The following is a 20,770-nucleotide window of genomic DNA, read 5'->3' on the forward strand; positions in this document are numbered from 1 at the left end:
CACCGCCACGGCCTCCAGCCTCCCTCGCTACTCCCGAGCTTCGAGACCGCTCCGGCTGCTCTGGCTGCTTGAGCCGGTGAACTCTTACGTTGAACTTTATGGCCCGCATTTAATTCAACATGACCGCGACCTTGATTTAGAACAATCGAATCCTGAACATTTCCGATGGCATGTTGACTTGGATCAGCTGTATCTAAGTCACGATGCGGCCCATCTTGAGCTCGATTCGCCGCATCGTGATCGTTTTCCAGCGGATGTTGCCCGTGTTGCGTTGTTCCAATTTCGTTTGGGTAGCCGGTTGCTTTTCTAAGCTGTAACTCTCGACTCGATTAACCACCCGGAGAGTAAAGTGTCGTCACACGTTCATATGCGCCGACGCAACCGGCAGTGTCGACGCGAGCTGGATTGCCGTTGAAATACAGGGAAATTGCCAGCGATTTCATCTCCTCAGGGGCGTTGGACGGGATCATCACCCACCCATTGTTGTTTCCACATGGCCCTGGATTCGGCAATCCGGCCCATCGGATGTACACCTCTCCGCCGGACCCGACTGCGACGGCCGTGATTGCTGACGCATTGTAGATTGCTGACGCATTGTAGTCGCTCCTCCACAGCTCGTTCCCGCTCGTCCCGTCGTCGGCGCGGAATATCAGCTGGCCGCCGACGTCGGTAAGGAAGGAGGGCTCGGAGCCCTCGGGGCCGGGCCGCACGTCCATGACCATGACGGCAGGACCAGATACAACCGGAGGGGGCTCCGGCGTCTGGGCCAGTGCGGCGCTTCCGGACAACAGAAACAGCGAGGACAGCAGGCGAGACGGTGAGCAAAGACGATTCATGAGGACTCCCAACCGCGTGGGAAAGAAGCCCACGCGAGGGAAGGTGGGAGGCGGTCAGGCCCGAAGTCCATCGCCTCACGGTCCCCCAGGGGGATTTCACACTGAACACTCGCTGGTGCCGGCCGTCCACGAGCGCCCCGCATGCTGCCACCCGGCCTCAATGACACGCCCGAGAAGCGGCGCCTGTTGCGCCGTCGTTACGGTGCGTCAGCCATGTCTTCGAGCTGCCCCTCGGCGAGGGCGCGGTAGTGGGGCACGACTTCCACCTTGAGCACGTCCCGCATCTCCTGGCGGGCGCTGCCGAAGTGAGTCTGCCCCAGTTCCGTGGCTCTCCCGCACTTCGTGTGGTTCCCCTCGAAGGCGAAAGGGAGACACGGCGAGCTGCCGACCACACTCATCCATCAGGGAAGTCTGGTCTTGGGTCTGTCGTCATCTACGCCCCAGTGACTCTCCCCTCGGAAAGCGAGCGGAAGAACGGCCATGCGCGCAGCTTCCTCCTCGGCCCCCCTCCACATAAAGTGCGGGAGAGCCGGTATACCTCGCTCCTCGAAATGGGAAAACCGGACCCGACCTCCAGGCGTCAGTCGAGACGACGGGATGCGCCGGCGGGCGAGCGCTCAGCCGATGACGAACTTGTCGCGGTGCTGATTAATGAATTGATCAAGCGACGTCAGCGGCACACCCCAGCTACGAACGGCATTGAGGTCCACCTTATAGCCCTCGACATTGTCCCATACCTGGCCCCTGACGTGCAGCGGATGGTAGCCTTGCGCGAGCATCTCATCTTCCGAGAAGGTGACGGCCGAAACCGGCTTTCCGGTGCCCTTCGCGATCTTGGCTGCAACCTCGACCAAAGTGGCGCATTCCGCAGAGAGGTCAATCTCATGACCGTGGAAACGCTCAGGGTCGGCGAAGGCGGCCGCCGCGAATGCGCCGATGTCCTGCGCGGCGATCCAGTCGAGGCCGGTGTCCGCTTCGATCGCAGTCTCGAACCGACCGTGTTCGCGGAGCGAAGCGAACATGAAATCCACCATCGGCGGCACCAAGTCCTCCATGATGAGGGCAGGCTTCAGGATCACCCAGTGGCGGAAGCCCTGCGTCTTGACCATGTCGTTCACGGCCGCCTTGTTCTGCCAGTACAGCGGCTCCCAGCGGCCCTCGTCCCAGCCGACGAAATTCTCGTGATCGCCTGCCCGGGCGACGGAGGTGTGAACGATCACGTTGACGTCCGCGCGTTTAGCGGCCTCGACCAATGCCTTGCCGGTTACGATCTCGGTATAGGGGTCACTGGGCTGCGATCCCATCTGCACTGAGAAGACGCCTTCCACTCCTGCCAATGCCGCATCGAGGCTGGCGGAATCGGTAAAGTCGCCCTTCACGACCTCCACTCCCTGCGCCGCGAGCGCCTGTCCCGCAGCCGAAGCGGGATCGCGCGTCAGGGCGCGTACGGGGCGGCCCGCTTGCAGCAGCGCGCGGACGACGGCACCACCTTGCTTGCCGGTGGCACCGGCCACGAGGATTGGGCGAATATCGGGGTTCGACATGGGAAGCCTTTCCTAAGGGATATCGCGCACGGCGCCGGGGAAGTGCTGACCCAAGGATAGGGCTACCCGATACGAAACGCAAGAGTTCCGGTACGGTTGATTTTCGTAATTAAGAATCTATTATGATTGCCATGAACGATCTGTCTCACCGTCATCAGCGTCGCCTTCCGCCGGCGGAACGGGGGCGCGCGCAGGACAGAAGCCGCGACGATCTCATCATCGGCGCAGCGCTCGAGCTGCTCGCCGAAAAGGGCTATCATAGCCTGACGATGACTGATGTGGCGGCGCGTGCGGGGGTGTCGAAGGCGACGCTGTATCGACGTTGGACGGCAAAGGCAGATCTTGTGACCGACGCCGTCGCTACGCTGAATCCGATGACCACGCCGCGCTATCCCGGCACGTCACTGCGCGACGATCTCCTCGCGTTGATGGAGCAAGCCGGCAATTGCGACGACAGTCCCGAGGTTGTGACCGCGACGATGGAGATGGCGCGGTTGCACCCGGACCTTTATCGGACTCTCACCGAGCGCTTCGGCACGTTCGTTCGGGCCGAGCTGGACAAGCTCGCCACCCGAGCGGCCGATGCGGGACACGCGCCACTGTCGGAGGTCGAACTCGACGTTCTGTGCGATACGGTCGTCGCGCTGCTGGCTCATTACGCTGGACCGGCTGGTGCATCAATTCCGCGCGAGCGTCTGATTGGACTGGTCGACCATGTGCTGATGGTCCTGCTGACGGGAACACGTGCCGCGGAGTAGGCGATCTTGCTCCTGCGCGGCCGCTTCGCGACTTGGCCGCTTGAAGCTGCTGGCCTCCAGCGCACGAAACCCGGTTATTCCCAAAACAGCATCCTCCCCGCCCAGCGCGCCATACTGGAACGGCTCCGGACCATCAGGAAGGTTCTGCACTGAGCCAGAGGAGCTCGAATCACTCTTCGAGCTCCCGTTCGCACTCACTGCCCCGGTTGGCTTTCGAAAGAGGTGAGCTCCGCCGGCAGGGCGGGCAGGTGCTCGAAGTAGATGAGCGTCTTGTCCCCGCCCTGGCCCTCGATGGCGATGCACTCCACCTCGCCCGCGCCGTTCAACCGGACGTAGGTGCGGCTCGGGTGTTCGATCCCCTTCTTTTCGAACGCCAGGTCGCGCATGGGGAGCAGGTCGCCCATTTCCTGGTCTCCCAACTCGCCGTTGAGCATAGGAAGGACCGGAGCCCTCTTGGGCGTAGCGGGCGGGAGCAGAGCGGGAGGTGAGGGACGCTGACGGGGAGCCCATGAGCCGCACTCCGGGCCGGCGCACAAGCCCTTCATTGGAAACGATCTTCCAATAACGAGGGATTTCGATCCCGTCGATCGCGACGAAGCGCGGGCACGAGTCCCGCGCTCCAACGATCGCCGTCACTTCCGCCGATGGTCATGACGAGTGCGGCTTGCCGCCCGCAGCAGGGAATGAGGTACTCTCTTGTTCAAGAGCCCAGCGGCAGAGCGGAAGTTGGTGCCACGTACACCCATCGGGCGTCCGGAGGTCGAGCAAGGGACCAGGAAGAGCCATCGACAGCGATGCTGATCCGACCCGCGCTTGCCTGATCACCCCTATGCACCAAGGATCGCGCACCCCGCGATCGAAACGCCGCGCTTCCGGAAGATCGTCTCCACTCTTCTTCAACTACGCCCATGAGCCGCTCGTCGTCATCAACCCGGCCAACGCCGACCGGCTGCAGCACCTGGTGCGCAACCAGCTCGGCTTCGACCTGATCGGCTCCACCGGCCTGGGGGAGCGCTTCGAGCTGGGCCTCGTGGCCCCGCTCAAGATCGAGCGCGGCGAGTTCAACGAGCTGCCCACCGGCAACCTGGAGCAGTCGTGGAAGGGCGGCCTGGGTGACCTCCGGCTCGTCCCCAAGGTGTTACTTCTAGAACGCGACACCCTGCGGCTGGGGCTCGCGGCGCCAATGGTGATGCCCACGGCGGACGCCTCGGAGCTTCAGGGCCAGAAGGGGTTTGGCGTGCAGCCGCGGCTCGCGGCGGACTACGCCTTCGAGAGCGGCACCCGGCTGCTGGCCAACCTGGGCCTCAACGTGCGCAGCCGGCGTATAGGCAGGATAGAGGCCATGTTGCTGGTGAGGGCTGGAGCGGAGGTGCCGAGGAGGAGCGACACGATCAGCCCTCCTTGCGCACCACCCGGTCCCGCCGCCACTTCACCTTCTTTCCGATGAGCTTCGCCCCGGTCACGTCGTTCGTCGTGGTGCTGGCCTTGTAGCACTTGTCGATGGACAGCGTGACGAAGCTGGTGTCCACATCGATCACTTCGCCGACCACATCGACGCCGGGGTGGAAGAGCGCGTTGGCCATGCGGATCCGGTCCCCCTTCTTGAACTGGACCGCGCGCGGCCAGTCGATCGTCGTTCCCACCAGCTTCTTCGTCTGCGTTGTGGTTTCGAGGATCATCGTGCCGGTCTGATAGCACGCCTTCGCCTTCAGCTTGATGTGCGTCTCGGTCAGCTCGGTGACCTCGCCGACGATCTCGAAGCCCTGGTAGGTCGACGGATCCGAGACGCGAATTGTATCTCCCACTTTGGACTCGGGAGCGGTCTTGGAGACCTTCTTGTCCGCGCGGAACGCTTGCTTGAGCTGCTCCAGCGACTTCTCCTTGTGACTGGACTGCTGGAAGAACTTCTGGGTGTCGCCGATCTTCCCAAAGAGCTTGAGCTTCGCGGTGATGCCCGTGTTGGGGAAGCGGCTCGCATACCGTGGGTAGGCGAACACGATGAACCAGACCAAGGCGCGCATCTTCTGCTCCTCCTCGTCGACGAGTCCGCCGAGATGAAGGAGTGACCGTGCCAACTCGGAGAGCTTCGACGTGAGGTACTTCTTCTGCAGCAGCGCCTGCTTGAAACTGTTGTACTCGCTCAGGGTCTCGCTCCCGGCGATCCGCTCGATGGTGCGGCTGACGGTGGTGTTCTGGAGCGCGGAGTACCGGAGGAAGCCGGTGTCCCGGTTCTCGATCTGGAAGAACAGCGGGAACCCCTTGGTGGTTCCGCGGCCCCCGCCATCCAGCGACGCATTGAGCCGGATCAGGTAGGCCATGAGCTCTTGCAGCGAGCGGCCCTGGAACCCACAGAGCTGCTTGATCCGCGTCGCCCCTACCGGGTTCTGGAGGTCGTCTTCCGACTGCGTGCGGTCGAAGTAGATCGTCGGCACGCCGAGGTACATCAGGCGCTCCATCGAGCCGCTGCGCATGCCGATCTGGATCACCGGATAGCGGAGGGAGAGGTTGAGCAGGAAGTTGATCTGAGCCCCCATCGGCTGGCCCTTGAAGGGCTCGCGCTCCCAGAACCGGATCAAGTTATGGGACGATGGGCTCTTGCGGTACGAGAGCGTCAACATCTCGTCGCTCTTCTTCTCAGAGATTCCGTAGTGGTGCAGGAGGTAGCTCTGGATCCGCGTCCGATCCTCCGACGAGAGGTTCTCGTAGAGCGAGATGCCGAGGACCATCGCCGTGTGCTCGAGCGCGTTCTGGCCCATGGAGAGGTCCTCGCCCCTCGCCATCGCTCTCGAGGAGATCGGGGCCGACAGCTTCCCGAGCTCTTCCTTGAGCTCGTCGCCGATGGGGATGAACCGGATCGGCGCGTTCAGCTCGGCCGCCATGTCGGAGACGATCTGCCTGACCTGCTTGTAGAGCGTGAAGTTGGTATGGTGCTGCGGCTTGCCGGGGCTCGTTCTCTCCTGCCCGAGGCCGAAGTCCGCGAGGATGGCGCGCTCCTCGTCGGGCTTCGCGCCGCGGATCCAGAACAGCACCAGGACGGGCGTGGCCTCTCGGACTCCGCCCTTGCGCAACTCCAGATCCTCGACGAAGGTCGAGATGAACTTTTCGTTCGCCTGGGAAAACTTGCTGGTGGCGTTGAGGATCTCCAGCCGGAGCGCGCTCACCACTGGCGCGAAGCCTTTCTTGTCCACGCAGCTCAGGACGTAGTTCGTCGAGGCATCGATGTAAGCGAAGGCGATCTGCCCCTTGCCACCGTGGAACGCCTTCATGACGGCATCCGAGAACTCCTGACGGCGGCGGGCGACGAGCCCCACCTCCATGACGTCAAGAGCCGCCTCCTTGTAGAAGGAGTGTACGCGGAGGAAGCCACGCAACCGCTCGGCGTTCGACCACGACACCCTGCCCGACAGTGAGATGCCGAGAACCGCCGCCGCATGCTCGAGCGAGCGCTCATCCACTTTGAGGGCCAGCGCCGCTTCCTTCTCCTCGAGCCAGCCGCCGATGGGGTTCTCCTTCGTGGTGAGGAAGCGCGACAGGAGGCGGGGGTTGCTGTTGAAGAAGTCCTTGTCCGCGATCACCAGGAGGGAGCCTGGCTCCTCATGGAACTCCACGAGATCGACGTCCTTCTCGAAGCGGCAGCGGACGATGCAGAGTTCGCTGTCGAGCAGGCCGAATGACGAGAAGTAGCCCAGCCGCCCATCGACCTTCCGCTTGTAGTCGACGGCCTTCTTGAGCAAGGGGTCGATTCCGTCGTCGTACAGCCCCTCGTCCACCCACAGGAGCCCCCTCATCGGATCGCCCAGCTTGGCCCGGCTCAGCAGCAGCGCGTACACGAGCCCGTAGGCGTCTCCCTCTTGGTAGATGTGGTGGTTGACGAAAGTGGTCCCCATGGCCGACCGTCCTTTGCCTTGTAGCGGCCGGAGAGTGTCGGTGATCATGTCGCACAGAGCGAGAAATCGTGCCCCGGCCCATGGGCAGCGCTACGGAATCAGCCGCGCGTATAGGCAGGATAGAGGCCATGTTGCGGGTGAGGACTGGAGCGGAGGTGCCGAGGAGGACCGCTGACAGGTGCCGCCCGAGCAGTGCGCCCGGTCGGTGGACAGGCCGCGCAGCCCCTTGAGGTACACGCCTGCCCAGGCCGCCCTCCCATGGGGTGCGCGGTAGGGGACTGGGCCTTTTGGCTCTGGGGAGGCGTGAGCCTTAACACCCCGCGGCCTGGATTGATTCTTGCGCCGGGGCCAGGCTCACACCTGCCGTGGGCAAGCCCAGGTGCTCCCGTATCGCTCGCACTCCCCTGCCTGCCTTCACATACGCCAAGACCCTTAAGCCTGCCTCCACACCTGACGCAGGCGAACACGTCGAAGTCGAACGTCCTCTTCAGCAACTCTGCCCAATCCACTCGCGGCGTCCTCTGCTTCATCCGCTCCTTCCTGGCCGCTGCCTCACTCCCCGCTCTCGCCTCCTCCGCTTGGGGGAACAGAAATGGCCGCAGTTTGGCGCGAACGGAGATCACCGATCCCTCCTATACCAGCGGCGGCAGCTGCCCAGCGGGGCGCAGCTGCCGCTACAGCGACAGCGCCTTCTTCAGTGCCAGCACCAGCGTCAGCCCGCTGGTGGCGATGACTCGTGCGGCGCGGGCTCCAACCCGTGGAACTTCGCCTTCGCCCCGTTGGGCTCCATCCAGAACGAGTTGGGGATTGTCCCCTACTGCCAGGGTTTCGTGGGCTGCTGAGCGGAAGCCACAGGCCGATCGGTTCAGCTGTTCGGCCGGATCAGCGTGAGCACCTGAGTGAACGTCCTATCTCCATTGGGAGTGGTGACCAGCACCCCGCTCACGCCCAAGTAGGCACCTGTGCCACCGATGACGGGAATCTGGGAGGGACCTGTCTCGGCCTCCCGGCCCGCGACGGTGATGGAGCCATCGCTCATCGTGAGCGTCCACTGGCACTCACTGAACTGGCCGGGCAGCGTCCGGACGCAGAAGCCGCTGTTGCTCCCGATGTTTTGCCCTGCCTCATTCAGCAGCGGCTGATCGAAGACGAACATATCCCCCGGCGAGTCACCTGGAGCGCCCAGGTCTACGGGCGAGGCAATGCCGCTGCGGGCATCGGCGATGGTCCTCAGAGTCCAGGGTTCGTCTGCCCGGGCGGAACCGCAGCCCAGCATCGGCAGGGTCAAAACAGCCATGAGTATGCCTTTGTGCATCGTGTTGCTCCGTTGCGGAATTGAAAGACGTAGGGTTTGTGGACGCGCGCGCGCCCGGCGCTCAGTTGCAGGAGTACTGAGGGGCGAGCTCGAGGACGCGCTGCTCGGCGAGCGGGGAGAGCGCCCTCAGGCGGGAGAGGTAGAGAGGGGCCTTCATCCCCATGCCGATGAAGGACCGTATGAGCGCTCTTGAGCTACGGAGATCTCCTTCCGCTCGGCCTCCGTGAACGTACGCCCCGCGGCCTTCTCGAAGGTCTGCAGATCCAGCTCGAGCTGTGCGTTCAAAGTGGCCCGGAGCGCCTGGAGCAGCTCGGCGTACTCGGTCATGGCCGCCTCCAGCGTCTCGGGCGCCTGAGCGAGGATCTTCTGGGCCTCCAGGAAGTCGAGGCGGGTGTGCTGCGCCTCTTCGAGCCAGTGGTGCTTGAGTTGGGGAGCACGTCATCGAGCTTCCACGACGCGCGTTCGGAGCTTTGGATGCAAGACTGGTATTCGGAGTCGGTCTTGAGCATGGGCTGAGTGGATGATCACTGCGCTGCACATGTCAATGCAGGCGGATGGAGCCATTGGATTGCAGCAACGGGAGCAGATGGAGCGCTTCGGAGATCGGGCTGTGCACTGGGCCGGTGGAGCATCACCCTCCGAAGATGTACCTGCCCCTGCGGACGTGTCGTGTTCTCGTTGCCATTGGGGAATTGGAGGATCCACTGCCGGTAGGGCTTCGTGCTACGAGAGCCGTGGGGGGCGTGGCCGGTTCGCCCCTGGACTCGCAAGGCCATGCGCACGGACATCCTTCCCGAGGAGCTCCTCGAGACGGTTCTCGGTTCGATGACGGCAGCCGCCGCGGAGCGGCTGCGTGCCGAGCCCGGCCTGCCTCAGGTACTCTCCCGGATATTCGCGGAGGCGGCCTCGCTTCGGAGCGTGGCGCCAGAGCCACTCGTGTTCGCGCGTCACTTGGGCGCGTGGCTCGCCGAGGCGGACGACCCCGCTCGCGTCCTGGAGCGCCTGCATGCGCGAGACCTGGCGCTCGCGCTCGCCTGTGCCCTGGAGACGCCCGGAGCCACGGAGCTGCTCGAGGAGGAGGTCCTGGGCAGGCTGCGCGTGCCGCTCTCCCGCCTCCATCCCTCGCCCGCGTTCGTGGACGAGGTGCTCCAGACGCTCCGGGCGAACCTGCTCATGCCCCGGGCGGGAGGGCCGCCCCGGCTCATCGGCTATGCGGGCGTGGGCTCATTGTTCCACTGGGTGAACAGCGCGGGCGTGCGGCTCGCGCTGCGGATGCGCAAGGCGCATGGCCAGGAGGCCCAGGTGGATGCCGAGGTGCTGGCCGCGCATCCCGCCCAGGGAGGGCTGGAGCTGGGGCTGGTCCGCGAGGAGGCCCGCGCGCATGTGCGTGCCGCTTTCGTGCAGGCGGTGGCGTCACTCGATGACGAGGACCGGGAGCTCTTGCGCCTGCACTTCGTGGAGCGGCTTTCCCTGGAGCGGATGGGGACGCTGTACGGTCTGCACAAGTCGACCCTGTCCCGGCGGTTGTCCGGGGTACAGGCGCTGCTGGAAAAGCGCACGCGCCGGTGCCTGTCGGAGCGGCTGGCGCTCTCCTCGGAGGAATTGGACAGCGTGATGCGCGCTATCCACGGTCGCCTCGACCTGAGCCTGTCCGGGCTCCTGGCGGCGAAGGGATGAGCTGCCCAGACGAGAACGACCTCGCCCGCTACGTGAATGGCTTGCTGTCGGCCGAGCGTGAGCAGGCGGTGCGCTCCCATGTCACCGGCTGTGGCGAGTGCCGGAGCGTGCTCGCCGCGCTGAGCGCTCTGGAGGAGCCGCCCCTCGCGCAGGGCGTGGGGCCGCTCGCCACGGGCACGCGGGTAGGGCGCTATGTGGTGCTGGGCCTGTTGGGCGAGGGCGGCATGGGCCGCGTCCATGTCGCGTACGACCCCGAGCTGGACCGCAAGGTGGCGTTGAAGCTGCTCAACCCGGAGCGGCTTCGCGGGGACTCGCTGGACCTGGCGCGACAGCGGCTGGAGCGCGAGGCCCGGACCATGGCGCGGCTGTCCCATCCCCATGTCGCCAGCCTCCATGACGTGGGCGAGTACGAGGGACAGCTGTTCCTGGTGATGGAGTTCGTGGAGGGAGGCACGCTGCGGAAGTGGCTGGCGGAACGTCCCCGCTCGCGCCGGGAGATCCTGGAGCGCTTCCTCCAGGCCGCGGACGGGCTCGCTGCCTCGCATGCGCTGGGCATCGTCCACCGCGACTTCAAGCCGGACAACGTCCTGCTCACGAAGCCTGGCGTCGTCCGCATCACCGACTTCGGCCTGGCCCACGCGACGGCGGCGTCCGGGGAGGGGGCGGTGCTGGATGCCTCGGTGACGAGCGACGCCCTCACCGTCACCGGGACCTTGCTGGGCACGCTGGCCTACGGCGCGCCCGAGCAGCTTCGTGGCGAGCGCGGCGATGCCCGCTCGGACCAGTTCTCCTTCTGCGTCGCGCTCTACGAGGCGCTCAATGGCCAGCGTCCCTTCGAGGGGACAACCCGGGAGGCGCTGCTGGAGGCGATGGCGCGTCAGGCCGTGCGGCCCGAACGGCCCGGGGTTCCGGTGTGGCTGCGGTCCGTGGTCCGCCGGGGGCTCTCCGCGGACCCGGCGAAGCGCTTCTCCTCCATGGGCGAGCTGCGCGCACGGCTCGCCCGGGACCCTGTCTCCCGATGGCGCAACGGGAGCCTGGCGGCGCTGGCGGTGGTCCTGGCCGTCGCGGTGCTGGGCGTACTTGCCCGGAGGGAGCCGCGCGAGCTGTGTCAGGGCAGCGAGCGGCACTTCGCGGGAGTCTGGGACGAGGCGGCCCGCGAGGCCCTCCACCGGGCGTTCCTGGCCACGGGCTCGCCAGACGCGGAAGCCTCCTTCGCGGCGGTGGCGGCGGCGCTGGAGCGCTGGAAGGAGGACTGGACGCGCGCGCACCAGGAGGCCTGCGAGGCCACGCGTGTCTGGGGGGAGCAGTCGGACCAGGTGCTGGGCCTGCGCATGGCGTGTCTCGATGAACGGCTGGGCGAGGTGAATCGCCTGGTGGCAGTGCTCCAGGGCGCGGACGCCCGCACGGTGGAGCGTGGCTTCGGCCTGGGGGCGTCCCTGACAAGCCTGCGGCGCTGCTCCGACGTGAGGACGTTGCAGGAGGCGGTGGCGCTACCCGAGGACCCGGTGGCCTTGGCGGAGGTGGCGGTCATCCGGGGGGAACTGGCGCGGGCGAACGCGGAGTTGCTCGCGGGGCGTACCCCGGAGGCCTTGAAGGGGGTGCTGGCCGCGCGGGAGCGCGCTGTGCGCACGCACTACCGCCCCTTGGAGGCGGAGGCCCACCTGCTGTGCTCGACGATTCAGTCGGATGCGAGCATGTTCGAAGCCGCCCGGGACTCCGCGGCACAGGCGGCCCTCGCGGCGGAAGCCGGGCGGCACCATGGCGTGCTGGCGCGGGCGCTCTATGGCATGGCCTGGGTAACTGTGCATGGCCTGGGGCAGACGCGGGAGGCGTGGGCCCACCTCCAACGCGCCCAGGCCGTAGCGGAGCCGCTGCGAGACCCCGAGTTCGACGCGCTGCTGGACTATGTCCGCGCCGAGCTGCTCGAACAGGAGGGCCGCTTCGCCGAGGCGGAGCCCCTCCTGCGCGAGGCGCTCGACCGTGTCATCGCGAAGGGCGCGTCGCACGCCGCCACCCGCGCCGAGCTCACCGGGCGCCTGGGCCTGCTGGCCCGTCAGCAAGGACGGCTCCTCGAGGCGAAGCGATGGCAGGAGGAGGCGGTTCGACTCCATGAAGAACTCCATGGCCCCGAGCATCGCGACACCGCGCGGGCGCTGGCGAACCTGGGGGGCACGCTGGGCTACACGGGAGAGTTTGCGCGCGCGGAGGCCGTCATCCAGCGGGCGCTCGTCATCCTCCAGCGCGTCCTGGGAGAGGAGCATCTGGCGGTGGTACGCACCCTGTCCAACCTGTCCTTCGTCTACTTCGAGTGGGGACATGGCCCCCAGGCGCGTGAGGCCGCGGAACGGGGCTTCGCGCTGGCGCACAAGAGCGTGGCCCCGGATGCCGCAGCCTCTATGGTGACGCGGGCCTCGACCTGCGACGACTACAGCGACAGGCCGCTGAAAGATCCCTACACGGAGGTCTATTCCTTCGCCGTCCGCGGGGACGAACTCTTCACTCAGAGAGAGGAGGACGACCCGAAGGTCACCCTGCGCTGGAAGCGGGTGAGCGACCTGTGCGAGGCGTCCACCTCGTTCAAGTGCCGGGGACGAGGGTCGTGCTCCTGTGTCACCACGAAGAACAAGCCCCTGACGGGCCAGCAGAACTGCACCCTCTGACGGTCAGGAGCCACCATCCGCTCAGTCGAGCGCAAAAGCCCCGGCCGCCATCTGGCGAGCCGGGGCTTTCCTTTCCCTGGTGGGAGCCGGGGTTCCTAGCGGAAGAGTTCCCACAGCTGGATGGCTGTTGCGCGCGCTCGCAGCGTACCGTAGCGATCACCGGCCCAGCCTATCTCGGCCGAGACGTAGAAGTTTTTGGCATAGGAGCGCAACGCATACTGGCCCCCGCTCAAGGGGATAATATAGAAGCGCTCCCATGCCGCTACCTCCGTGGCGCGGGCCCTCAGCGTGCCGAAGGTGTCTCCGCCCCAGCCGATCTCGGCGGAAACATAGCGGCCATTGGCCAGAGACTTCAGTGCATACGTGCCGGCGAAGTAACAGAGCTGATACCTTTCCCAAAGGTCCGCCCGGTAAGCCCGGGCTCTGAGCGTGCCGTACTGAGTGCCGCCCCAGCCCACTTCCGCGGAAACGTAACGGCCGTTCGCCACCGAGGTGATCGTGGTCCATTTGGGATTGCAGACGATCGTGGGGGGCACTGCGGCGTCAAGTGTGGCCGCCTGTGCAGCCAGCTCGTCCGCGAGCTCCAGCAGAGGAACTGGCTCAGCTTGAACCTCGGCGAAGGCCCCCGAAACCTCCTGCTCCTCGAGCGCTGTTGATGTCTGCGCGGTATCCGCGCTCACAGCACCATCCGACTCAGGACCGCATGCCTGAATTCCAAACATCAGTCCCGCAGTGACAAGAAGACGCCGCAGAAAGATCTGGCTCATATCGTCTGTTACCCCTGGCAAGCATTGGACAACCGAGTACTGCCTTGACGCTGATGGGCGGCAGCCAGTACACGCATTCGCTGTTGTTGAGCCAAGAATTGCCACGCACTGTCCAATGAGTACCCCAACCCCGGTGCGGCCACTCTGTTGCTTGTTTTGTGTTCTCAGCCGAAGAACCGCACCGTAGACAACGCGATTCGGGACGTGTGAGTGGATGCTAGGCATTTCTCTCATCCCCGTGAGCAAGTCCTAGCCACTGCGTGACTCCATCAAGGCACGGCAGGGCCAAAAGCTTTCACACAGAGATGCCCCTCAGGGACAGCCGTGGGACTGATGCCAGTAGAAGGCGCGGTGGAGCAAGACCGCCGAGAGCAGGTAGGCCACGACCAGCCCCGCCAGCAGCAGTCCCAGCAAAGGTGGGAGGGGGATGAAGCCGAACCAGGCACCCAGGGCCGTGAAGGGCAGCACGTTGGCCACGACGATGGCCCCCAGGGATGACAGCAGGAGCCAGCCCGAGGGCCGGCTGCGCAGCGGGTTGCGATGGGTGCGGATGATGAAGATGACGAGCACCTGCGTGGTGAGCGACTCCATGAACCACGCCGTCTGGAACAGCGGGGCCTCGGCCTTGAAGAGCAGCAGCAGGACGGCGAAGGTGGCTGCATCGAACAGCGAGCTGAGCACGCCGAACAAAGCCATGAAGCGCTGTACCGAGCGCAGATCCCACCGGGGCGGCTGCGCGAGCTGCTCCGGGTCCACCTCATCCAGCGGGATGGCCAGCTCGGACAAGTCGTAGAGCAGGTTATTGAGGAGGATCTGGATGGGGAGCATGGGCAAGAACGGCAGCAGCATGGAGGCGCCCGCCATGCTCAGCATGTTGCCGAAGTTGGAGCTGGTGCCCATGCGGATGTATTTCATGACGTTGCCGAAGGTCCGCCGGCCTTCCTCCACGCCTTCCTGGAGCACGGCCAGATCCTGCCGCAGCAGCAGCAGATCCGCCGCCTCGCGGGCCACATCCACGGCGCCGTCCACGGAGATGCCCACATCCGCGGCATGCAGCGAGGGTGCGTCGTTGACGCCATCCCCCAGGTAACCCACCACGTGCCCGCGCCCGCGCAGCGCGCGGATGATGCGGCTCTTTTGCGCGGGAGAGACGCGGGCGAAGAGGGTGGTTTGCTCGGCCCGCACCCGGAGCGCCTGCTCATCCAGCGCCTCCAGCTGCCGGCCGGTGAGCACCTGCTTCACGGGGAGCCCCAACTCGCGGCAGACATGTTGCGCGACGCGCTCGTCATCCCCCGTGACGACCTTCACCTGAACGCCGCCTCGGGTGAGCGCCTCCAGCGCGGGCCGCGCGCTCTGCTTGGGTGGATCCAGGAACGCGGCGAAGCCGGCGAGGGTGAGCTCCACCTCGTCTCCGGTGCGCGCCACCTGCATGTCCGGAGGCTCCTCTCGCCAGGCGGCGGCGAGCACGCGGAACCCCTGCTCTCCCAGCTCCGCGAAGCGCGCCTGCACCCGGGCCCGCGCCGCGGCATCCAGGGGGTGTTGGGTGCGTCCCTCGTCCTCTTCATAGTGGGTGCAGAGGGGCAACAACTCCTCGGGAGCCCCCTTCACCACCAGCAGCCGATGACCCTCGCGCTCCAGCAACACGGAGACGCGGCGGCGCTCGAAGTCGAAGGGCACCTCGTCCACCTTGCTCCAACCGGCAGGCTGTACCTCCTGGTGCGCGAGGATGGCCTCGTCCATGGGGCTGCGCAGCCCGGTCTCGAAGTGGCTGTTGAGCCAGGTCAACTCCAGCACCCGGGCGCACTCGCGGCCCGTGGCGTCCTCATGCTGCTCCAGGCGGATGCATGCCTCCGTGAGCGTGCCCGTCTTGTCCGTGCACAGCACATCCATGCTCCCCAGGTCGTGCACCGCGCTCAGCCGCTTGACGATGACATGCCGGGACGCCATGCGCAGCGCGCCGCGCGACAGCGTCACGGAGAGGATCATGGGCAGCAGTTCGGGAGTGAGGCCCACCGCCAGCGCCACGGAGAAGAGGAAGGACTCCAACAGGGGCCGGCGCGCGTGCACGTGCACCAGCAGCACCACGAGCACCAGCAGCACCGTCAGCCGCATCAGCATCAGCCCGAAGCGGCGCATCTCCAGCTCGAACGCGGTGGAAGGGGCGCGCTGGGCCAGTGAGTGGGCAATGGCGCCCACCGAGGTCCTCGTGCCTGTGTTGAAGATCACGGCCCTTGCCGTCCCGCTGATGACGGAGGTGCTCATGAAAACGGCATTGCGCGCCTCGGTGGGGCCGGCGTCCGGGGGGGCCTCACCCGTGGCCTTCTCCACCGGGTAGGACTCACCGGTGAGGAGCGCCTGGTTGACGTAGAGGTCCCGGGACTCCAGCAACCGCGCGTCCGCGGGCACCAGGCTGCCGGCCTCCAAGAGCACCACATCCCCGGGGACGAGCGTGGCGGAGGGGAGCTCCTGCTCCGTCCCATCTCTCAGGACCCGGGCTCGCGGGGCCACCATGTGCCGGAGCTTCTCCGCTGCATCCCCGGCGCGGTGCTCCTGGAAGAAGTCCAGCGTCACGCTGAGCAGCAGGATGGTGGCGATGATGGAGGCGCTCGTCAGATCACCCGTGAGCGCCGAGGCGACGCTGGCCGCCAGCAGCACCAGCACGAGCGGCTCCCGGAAGCGCGCCAGAAACTCCACCACGGGGAAGCGCCGGGTGCGCCGCTCAGGGGTGTTGGGGCCGTAGCGCTCGAGCCGGGCCTGGGCCTCGGTGCTCGTGAGCCCCGAGGAGCTGCTCCCGAGCCGCGCCAGCAGTGCCTCGGCGGAGCCGCTCCAGGCGGGGAGGGCTTCAGGAGCAGAGGGGGAAGAGGGGCGCCTGTCACCCATCCTGCTTCTCCTCGGGGACGCTCCCTCGGAGAAGCAAGAGGCCAACAGGCAAGGGGAGCCAGAGGGTGAAGCCGCGCAGCAGCAGGGTGCCGGTGAGCGCCGTCTCGAGCGGAACTCCGAGGTAGTTCAGCATCCCCACGCAGGCGGCCTCGAAGGTGCCGACACCGCCGGGGATGATGGACACCGTCTCCGCCACGGAGGCCAGCATGAAGCTGACGAGCACGGTGCTCGGCAGGGCGGTGTGCCCCAGTGCCCGGAGCGTGGCGCCTAGGGTGGCGGCGTCTAGGAGGAAGATGGCCAGCGAGAGCAGGGTGCCCTCGGCGAGCAGGCGCGGGTCGCGCAGCAGCCGGGGCGGTACCTGAGAGAGGGTGCGCAGCAGGGGCTCGAGCCCTGGGATGCGCCGGATCCACCGGGCACCCAGCCAGCTCTGGCGCCGCGTCAGCCAGAGGGTGGTGGCAGGGACGATGGCGAGCAGGATGGAGAAGCTGGCGGCCAGCCACTTCACCAGAGGATTCAGCTCGCGCCGGTACCAGAGGAAGAGGAGGCTGATGCCCAGGGCGAGGGCCTGCGCGGCGTAGAGGCACAGGTTGGTGATGATCACCGAGGCGGCGGCCGCGCTGGCGGAGGCGCCCTCCCGCCGGAGCCCTCGTGCGACGACCAGGGAGCCGCCCAGCCCCGCGCTGGGGAAGATCTGATCAAAGGAGAGCTTCATGATGGACAAGCGAGCCAGGGAGAGCAGCGGAGCGTGAACCCCGGTGCGCAGCAGCACGCGCCTCCAGAGCACCGCGGCACACAGATAGGTGCCCACCTGGAACCCAGCGCCCACGAGCAGCCAGGCGGGACGGGCCTGGAGAAAGAGCTGGGCGAGCTTCTCCTCCTCGGCATAGCGCGTGAGCACGAAGACGAGGAAGGCCGCGAGCACCAGCACGCCCGGCACCCATCCCCAGCGCCTGCGCCTGGAGGGCGTGGGCAGGGGAGGGAGCATGTCCCCCGGCCGGAGCTGGGCTGCTATACCGGGCTTCACCCGCACCTCCTGGAGTCGGCTCTCAAGATGAGGCCGCCGGAGGCGGGGTGCAGCAGCGCTCGGTCCCCCCGGCACGCAGCGGGTGGAACGCGGGCCGGAGGGGCTGCCCGCGCGCCAACCTCAACGCACGCGCGTCAGCGTCACGCAGCCCAGGAAGCGCGCCTTGCCGATCCGCTCCAGCGTGTGCCGGGCCGCGGAGAAGTGCGTGGACCCCAGTGGCACGCACAACAGCGCGCGCTCGCAGGCCAGCGCTACCTCGAGCCCCACCGGGTTCGTGAGGACCGAGTCGATGCAGGTGACGGTCCTCCCGCCCTGCTCCATGTACGAGCGGATGTCTCGCACGAGACGGGCGGCGGCTCCCGGCGGCAGGCCCTCGGCGTCGATCAGGCGGAGGGGCTTCTCGCGGTACTGCTTGCCCACCGAGAGGATGGCCTGCCCCGCTGCCAAGCCGGAGGTCCCCGGCTGCGCGGGTACCACCACCAGTGAGGACCACGGCTCGCGCTGGGTGAGCAGCGTCCACAGGTGGAGCAACTCGGTGGGAACCGGCTCCGCGGGAGCTGGGGAGAGCTCGCGGGGGAACGAGGGCGCTTCCGGGGCGAGGGGCAGCGGGGTGTACATGGGCCCGTCCAGTTCTTGATGTCGAATCTCAGGTGTTAGCTGGCACCACTTCCCGTAATGACCACGGGCACTGTCTTCAAGATCAGCCGCAGGTCTGTCAGCAGGGTCCAATTGTCGATGTACTGCATGTCCAAGTACATCCACTCGTCGAAGGAGATCTGGTTGCGGCCGGAGACCTGCCAGATGCAGGTGAGACCTGGGCGCACTGACAGACGCCGGCGCTGCCATGCAGCGTATTTTTCCACCTCCTTCGGAAGCGGCGGGCGCGGGCCTACCACGCTCATCTCACCGCGCAGTACATTGATCAGCTGCGGCAGCTCGTCGATGGAGTACTTGCGGATGAAGCGGCCGATCCGAGTGATTCTCGGGTCGTTCTTGATCTTGAACACGGGGCCGGTCTGCTCGCTGAGCGCCTCGAGCTTGGCGCGCAGCTCCTCGGCGTTCACCACGCCAGATAGCCCGCGACGTGGCGGCGGCCTCGCTTCCGCAGCGCCACGCCAGTCAGCCGGCCCATGGCGCCCACACCGAGGATGAGCGCCTCGTCTTCTCGAGGGGCCTCGCGCACCGCCAGCCAGCGGAACACCCTCTGCCGTAAGGCCCCCCACTCCAGGCTGCCCACGGAAGACTGTGGCCCAGCAGCACCGTGGAACCCAGCTGCGTTCCCATTACCAGGAGCAGGTCCACGAACAGGTTCAGCTTGGCGACAAAGCCACGAGCTGGCCGACCGTTCTCCGCCAGGGGCAAAGGTATGGGAGGAGGCTCCGGCGGGTAGTCCGGCAGGGGCCGATGTGCAGTGTTGGTATGCATGGGTCGCCGCTCCCTCGCGGGGGGCCAGAGCACTGCTTGTGCCAGCCGTGCTCTCTCACCTATGCGCACCCTCGAAACGTCTGTTGGCCACTCCAGCGCGTGCTGGCGCCTGAAGGTGGGCTGCGGCGAAGCCCTTACGCCCGCGTTCAATGCCGACGCAGGGACGTCAGAAAGAGACGCTCCAAGGACTGACGCCAAGTCCCTGGAGTTACAGCGGCTTCTGGCACATCGTCCCAGAGGACGGGCGGTTTGCAGAAGCACGGAGTGGGCCGATTTCTCGGGCCTGGCACAGCAGGAGAAGCCGGAAACGAATACCGTCCTCTTCCTGGGCCGCTTCGTGAAGCCCTAGGCAGACCGTGAGCGCGGCGGTCAGGCCATCCCGCGCTGCTGGCGGGCCCACGTCTCGAAGCTCATGGGAGAGAGACCGTAGGATCGGGCGATCTCGGGTCGTGCCAGCACCGGGGCGACGTTCATGTACGTCAGTCCCTGCGCCACACCGGGATGCAGGCCGGCGGCGACGGCCTCCTCGACCGTGCCCACCTGCACTCGTACTCCTTGCCGTCGAGGCGCGAGAGTATCTCGGCGATCTGAGGAAGCGTGAGCAGGTCGCCGGCGAGCTGCAGCGTCACACCTTTGAACCTGGCGGGATCGTTGATCGCCGCCGCGGCTGCCTTGCCGATGTCCTCCGGGGCGATGAGCCCAATGGGCCGATCAGTCCTGATCACCGTGACCAACTGGCGCCCGTCGGCGAAGCCGGCGGGATCGAACATGGGCTGGTCCATGAAGGTGGCGGGCAGGATGAGGGTCCAGTGCTCGAAGCCGGCGTTGCGCACGAGCTCGCAGGTAGCGAGCTTGTTCTCCCAGTAGTCCTCGTGGGACTTCCAGCGACCCTCGGCCCAGCCCTCGACGTTGCGGTGGTCGCCGACGCCCGATGTCGCGGTGTGCACGAACGTGCCGACGCCTTCGGTAAGCGCGGCCTCGACGAGGTTTTTTCCCTGCTCGCGCTCCTTGCTGTAGTCAACGCCGGTCGCGGAGAGAATGGGCGACTGCATCGAGAACACCGCCCGTGTCCCCGCGCAGGCGGCGCGCAGCGATCGCGGATCGTCGAGATCCCCGATGACCACCTCGGCGCCGGCCGCCGCGAGGGCCTTCGCGTTCGGCGCGTCCGGGTTGCGCACCATTACCCGCACCGATGTGCTGCCTTCGGCCAGCAGCGCCCGGGCGGTGGCGCCGCCCTGTCGCCCTGTGGCGGCGGTGACGAGAACGGGATCGCTGCTGCTCATGCGGGCCTCCTGTAAGTGGGGTGCCCCACCGTTTAGACTTCGGTGGCAAGATATGGAGGGCCACCCCGTTTGTCGAGGAGAGGATCTCCGTGGATCGTGTGAAGACGTTGCGAGCGGACGGCCGACGCAACCGAGAGCGGATCGTCGCCGCCGCCGCAGAGCTGGTCGCCAGGGATGGCGCGCAGGCGTCGCTCGAGGAGATCGCGCGGCGGTCGGGGGTGGGCTCCGCGACCCTGCACCGGCACTTCCCGTCGCGGCGGGCGCTGTTGGAGGCGGTATTCCGCGCCGGCGTCGCGCAGCTCTGTGCGCGGGCCGCCGTGCAGCCGGGCGAGGACCCCGGCGCTGAGCTGGCTGCCTGGCTCGAGGAGCTGACAGTCTACACGGCGACCCACCGCGGACTTGCCGCTGCCCTGCTGGCCGGCCCGGATGGCCTCTCGCCAGAAGAGCTCTGCTGCACCGACATGCTGCTCGACGTGATGGAGGTTCTGGTGGCACGGGCCTCGTCTGTGGGCGCGCTTCACGCCGTCGCCACGACGAAGGACCTGATGCTCTTGGCGAACGCGATTGCCGTCGCCACCGAAGACGATCCGGCCACCGCGAGCCGGCTGCTGCGCCTCGCGCTCACCGGCATACGGTCTGAAAACCGGAACGGTCCCCCTTCTCGGCCGGGCCGGGCTCGGGCGCCGACGAAGAAGTAGGCTCTCGCGCTCTCCG

General features: G+C 66.7%; 17 protein-coding genes and 2 pseudogenes. 6 read left to right on the forward strand and 13 right to left on the reverse strand.

Annotated features, from left to right (window positions below):
- Window positions 1-310, forward strand: a 310-nt coding sequence (locus DB31_RS50145; protein WP_205628669.1) for a hypothetical protein, incomplete at its 5' end; no start/stop codon positions are given.
- Between the two features lie 723 nt (window positions 311-1,033).
- On the opposite strand, the pseudogene DB31_RS49470 reads toward DB31_RS50145, so the two are convergent.
- Window positions 1,034-1,141: pseudogene (locus DB31_RS49470) on the reverse strand (DUF2379 family protein); the annotation flags it as partial.
- A 312-nt stretch (window positions 1,142-1,453) separates the two neighbouring features.
- Window positions 1,454-2,380, reverse strand: coding sequence for an NmrA family NAD(P)-binding protein (locus DB31_RS43870; RefSeq protein WP_044199947.1), 927 nt, complete (start codon window positions 2,378-2,380; stop codon window positions 1,454-1,456).
- Between the two features lie 122 nt (window positions 2,381-2,502).
- Between DB31_RS43870 and DB31_RS45860 the strand changes: the two genes are divergently transcribed.
- The gene (locus DB31_RS45860) at window positions 2,503-3,138 is read left to right on the forward strand and encodes a TetR/AcrR family transcriptional regulator (protein WP_052420722.1); all 636 of its coding nucleotides are present in this window, start codon (window positions 2,503-2,505) and stop codon (window positions 3,136-3,138) included.
- A gap of 194 nt (window positions 3,139-3,332) precedes the next feature.
- Here the strand turns inward: DB31_RS45860 and DB31_RS43880 are convergent, their stop codons facing one another.
- Window positions 3,333-3,542, reverse strand: a complete 210-nt coding sequence (locus tag DB31_RS43880; RefSeq protein ID WP_157232510.1) for a hypothetical protein — start codon at window positions 3,540-3,542, stop codon at window positions 3,333-3,335.
- Between the two features lie 425 nt (window positions 3,543-3,967).
- Between DB31_RS43880 and DB31_RS43885 the strand changes: the two genes are divergently transcribed.
- Window positions 3,968-4,585 carry a transporter gene (locus DB31_RS43885; RefSeq protein WP_044199953.1) on the forward strand — a complete coding sequence of 206 codons (618 nt, stop codon included), beginning with the start codon at window positions 3,968-3,970 and terminating at the stop codon, window positions 4,583-4,585.
- Here DB31_RS43885 and DB31_RS43890 read toward each other — a convergent pair.
- The 3 genes from DB31_RS43890 to DB31_RS51110 form a co-directional block, all read right to left on the reverse strand.
- A complete protein-coding gene (locus DB31_RS43890) occupies window positions 4,530-7,025 on the reverse strand; it encodes a hypothetical protein (protein WP_044199956.1) in 2,496 nt (831 codons plus the stop codon). The two genes, DB31_RS43885 and DB31_RS43890, sit on opposite strands and share 56 nt — an antisense overlap.
- A gap of 865 nt (window positions 7,026-7,890) precedes the next feature.
- The gene (locus DB31_RS43895; RefSeq protein WP_044199968.1) at window positions 7,891-8,322 is read right to left on the reverse strand and encodes a dirigent protein; all 432 of its coding nucleotides are present in this window, start codon (window positions 8,320-8,322) and stop codon (window positions 7,891-7,893) included.
- Window positions 8,323-8,493: 171 nt separating this feature from the next.
- Window positions 8,494-8,667, reverse strand: coding sequence for a hypothetical protein (locus DB31_RS51110; RefSeq protein WP_240487303.1), 174 nt, complete (start codon window positions 8,665-8,667; stop codon window positions 8,494-8,496).
- A gap of 447 nt (window positions 8,668-9,114) precedes the next feature.
- On the opposite strand from DB31_RS51110, the gene DB31_RS43905 reads away from it, so the two are divergent.
- Complete coding sequence (locus DB31_RS43905; protein WP_240487304.1) at window positions 9,115-10,017, forward strand: transcriptional regulator; 903 nt, start codon at window positions 9,115-9,117, stop codon at window positions 10,015-10,017.
- The gene (locus DB31_RS43910; RefSeq protein ID WP_083969258.1) at window positions 10,014-12,677 is read left to right on the forward strand and encodes a serine/threonine-protein kinase; all 2,664 of its coding nucleotides are present in this window, start codon (window positions 10,014-10,016) and stop codon (window positions 12,675-12,677) included. The genes DB31_RS43905 and DB31_RS43910 overlap by 4 nt, the downstream gene beginning before the upstream one ends.
- A 95-nt stretch (window positions 12,678-12,772) precedes the next feature.
- Here the strand turns inward: DB31_RS43910 and DB31_RS43915 are convergent, their stop codons facing one another.
- From DB31_RS43915 to DB31_RS43940, 7 genes and pseudogenes are all read right to left on the reverse strand, one after another.
- Window positions 12,773-13,444 (reverse strand): fascin domain-containing protein, encoded by a 672-nt coding sequence (locus DB31_RS43915; protein ID WP_157232514.1) that lies wholly within the window; start codon window positions 13,442-13,444, stop codon window positions 12,773-12,775.
- 312 nt (window positions 13,445-13,756) lie between these two features.
- Window positions 13,757-16,324, reverse strand: a complete 2,568-nt coding sequence (gene mgtA / locus DB31_RS43920; protein ID WP_075306520.1) for a magnesium-translocating P-type ATPase — start codon at window positions 16,322-16,324, stop codon at window positions 13,757-13,759.
- Window positions 16,317-17,348 (reverse strand): lysylphosphatidylglycerol synthase transmembrane domain-containing protein, encoded by a 1,032-nt coding sequence (locus DB31_RS43925; RefSeq protein WP_044199958.1) that lies wholly within the window; start codon window positions 17,346-17,348, stop codon window positions 16,317-16,319. Before DB31_RS43925 ends, mgtA begins: the two co-directional genes overlap by 8 nt.
- A 120-nt stretch (window positions 17,349-17,468) precedes the next feature.
- Window positions 17,469-17,966, reverse strand: coding sequence for a hypothetical protein (locus tag DB31_RS43930; protein WP_044199961.1), 498 nt, complete (start codon window positions 17,964-17,966; stop codon window positions 17,469-17,471).
- 35 nt (window positions 17,967-18,001) lie between these two features.
- A pseudogene (locus DB31_RS43935) lies at window positions 18,002-18,421 on the reverse strand (sugar transferase); the annotation flags it as partial.
- On the reverse strand, window positions 18,409-18,549 hold the full coding sequence (locus DB31_RS49475) for a hypothetical protein (protein ID WP_157232516.1): 141 nt from the start codon (window positions 18,547-18,549) through the stop codon (window positions 18,409-18,411). The pseudogene DB31_RS43935 and the gene DB31_RS49475, both read right to left, overlap by 13 nt.
- 703 nt (window positions 18,550-19,252) lie before the next feature.
- On the reverse strand, window positions 19,253-20,056 hold the full coding sequence (locus DB31_RS43940; protein ID WP_240487305.1) for an NmrA family NAD(P)-binding protein: 804 nt from the start codon (window positions 20,054-20,056) through the stop codon (window positions 19,253-19,255).
- An 89-nt stretch (window positions 20,057-20,145) separates the two neighbouring features.
- On the opposite strand from DB31_RS43940, the gene DB31_RS43945 reads away from it, so the two are divergent.
- Entirely contained in the window at window positions 20,146-20,754 is a 609-nt protein-coding gene (locus tag DB31_RS43945) for a TetR/AcrR family transcriptional regulator (protein WP_083969260.1), read from the forward strand.
- The last annotated feature ends 16 nt before the right edge of the window (window positions 20,755-20,770 follow it).

Source organism: Hyalangium minutum, assembly GCF_000737315.1.
In the GTDB taxonomy this organism is placed as follows: domain Bacteria; phylum Myxococcota; class Myxococcia; order Myxococcales; family Myxococcaceae; genus Hyalangium; species Hyalangium minutum.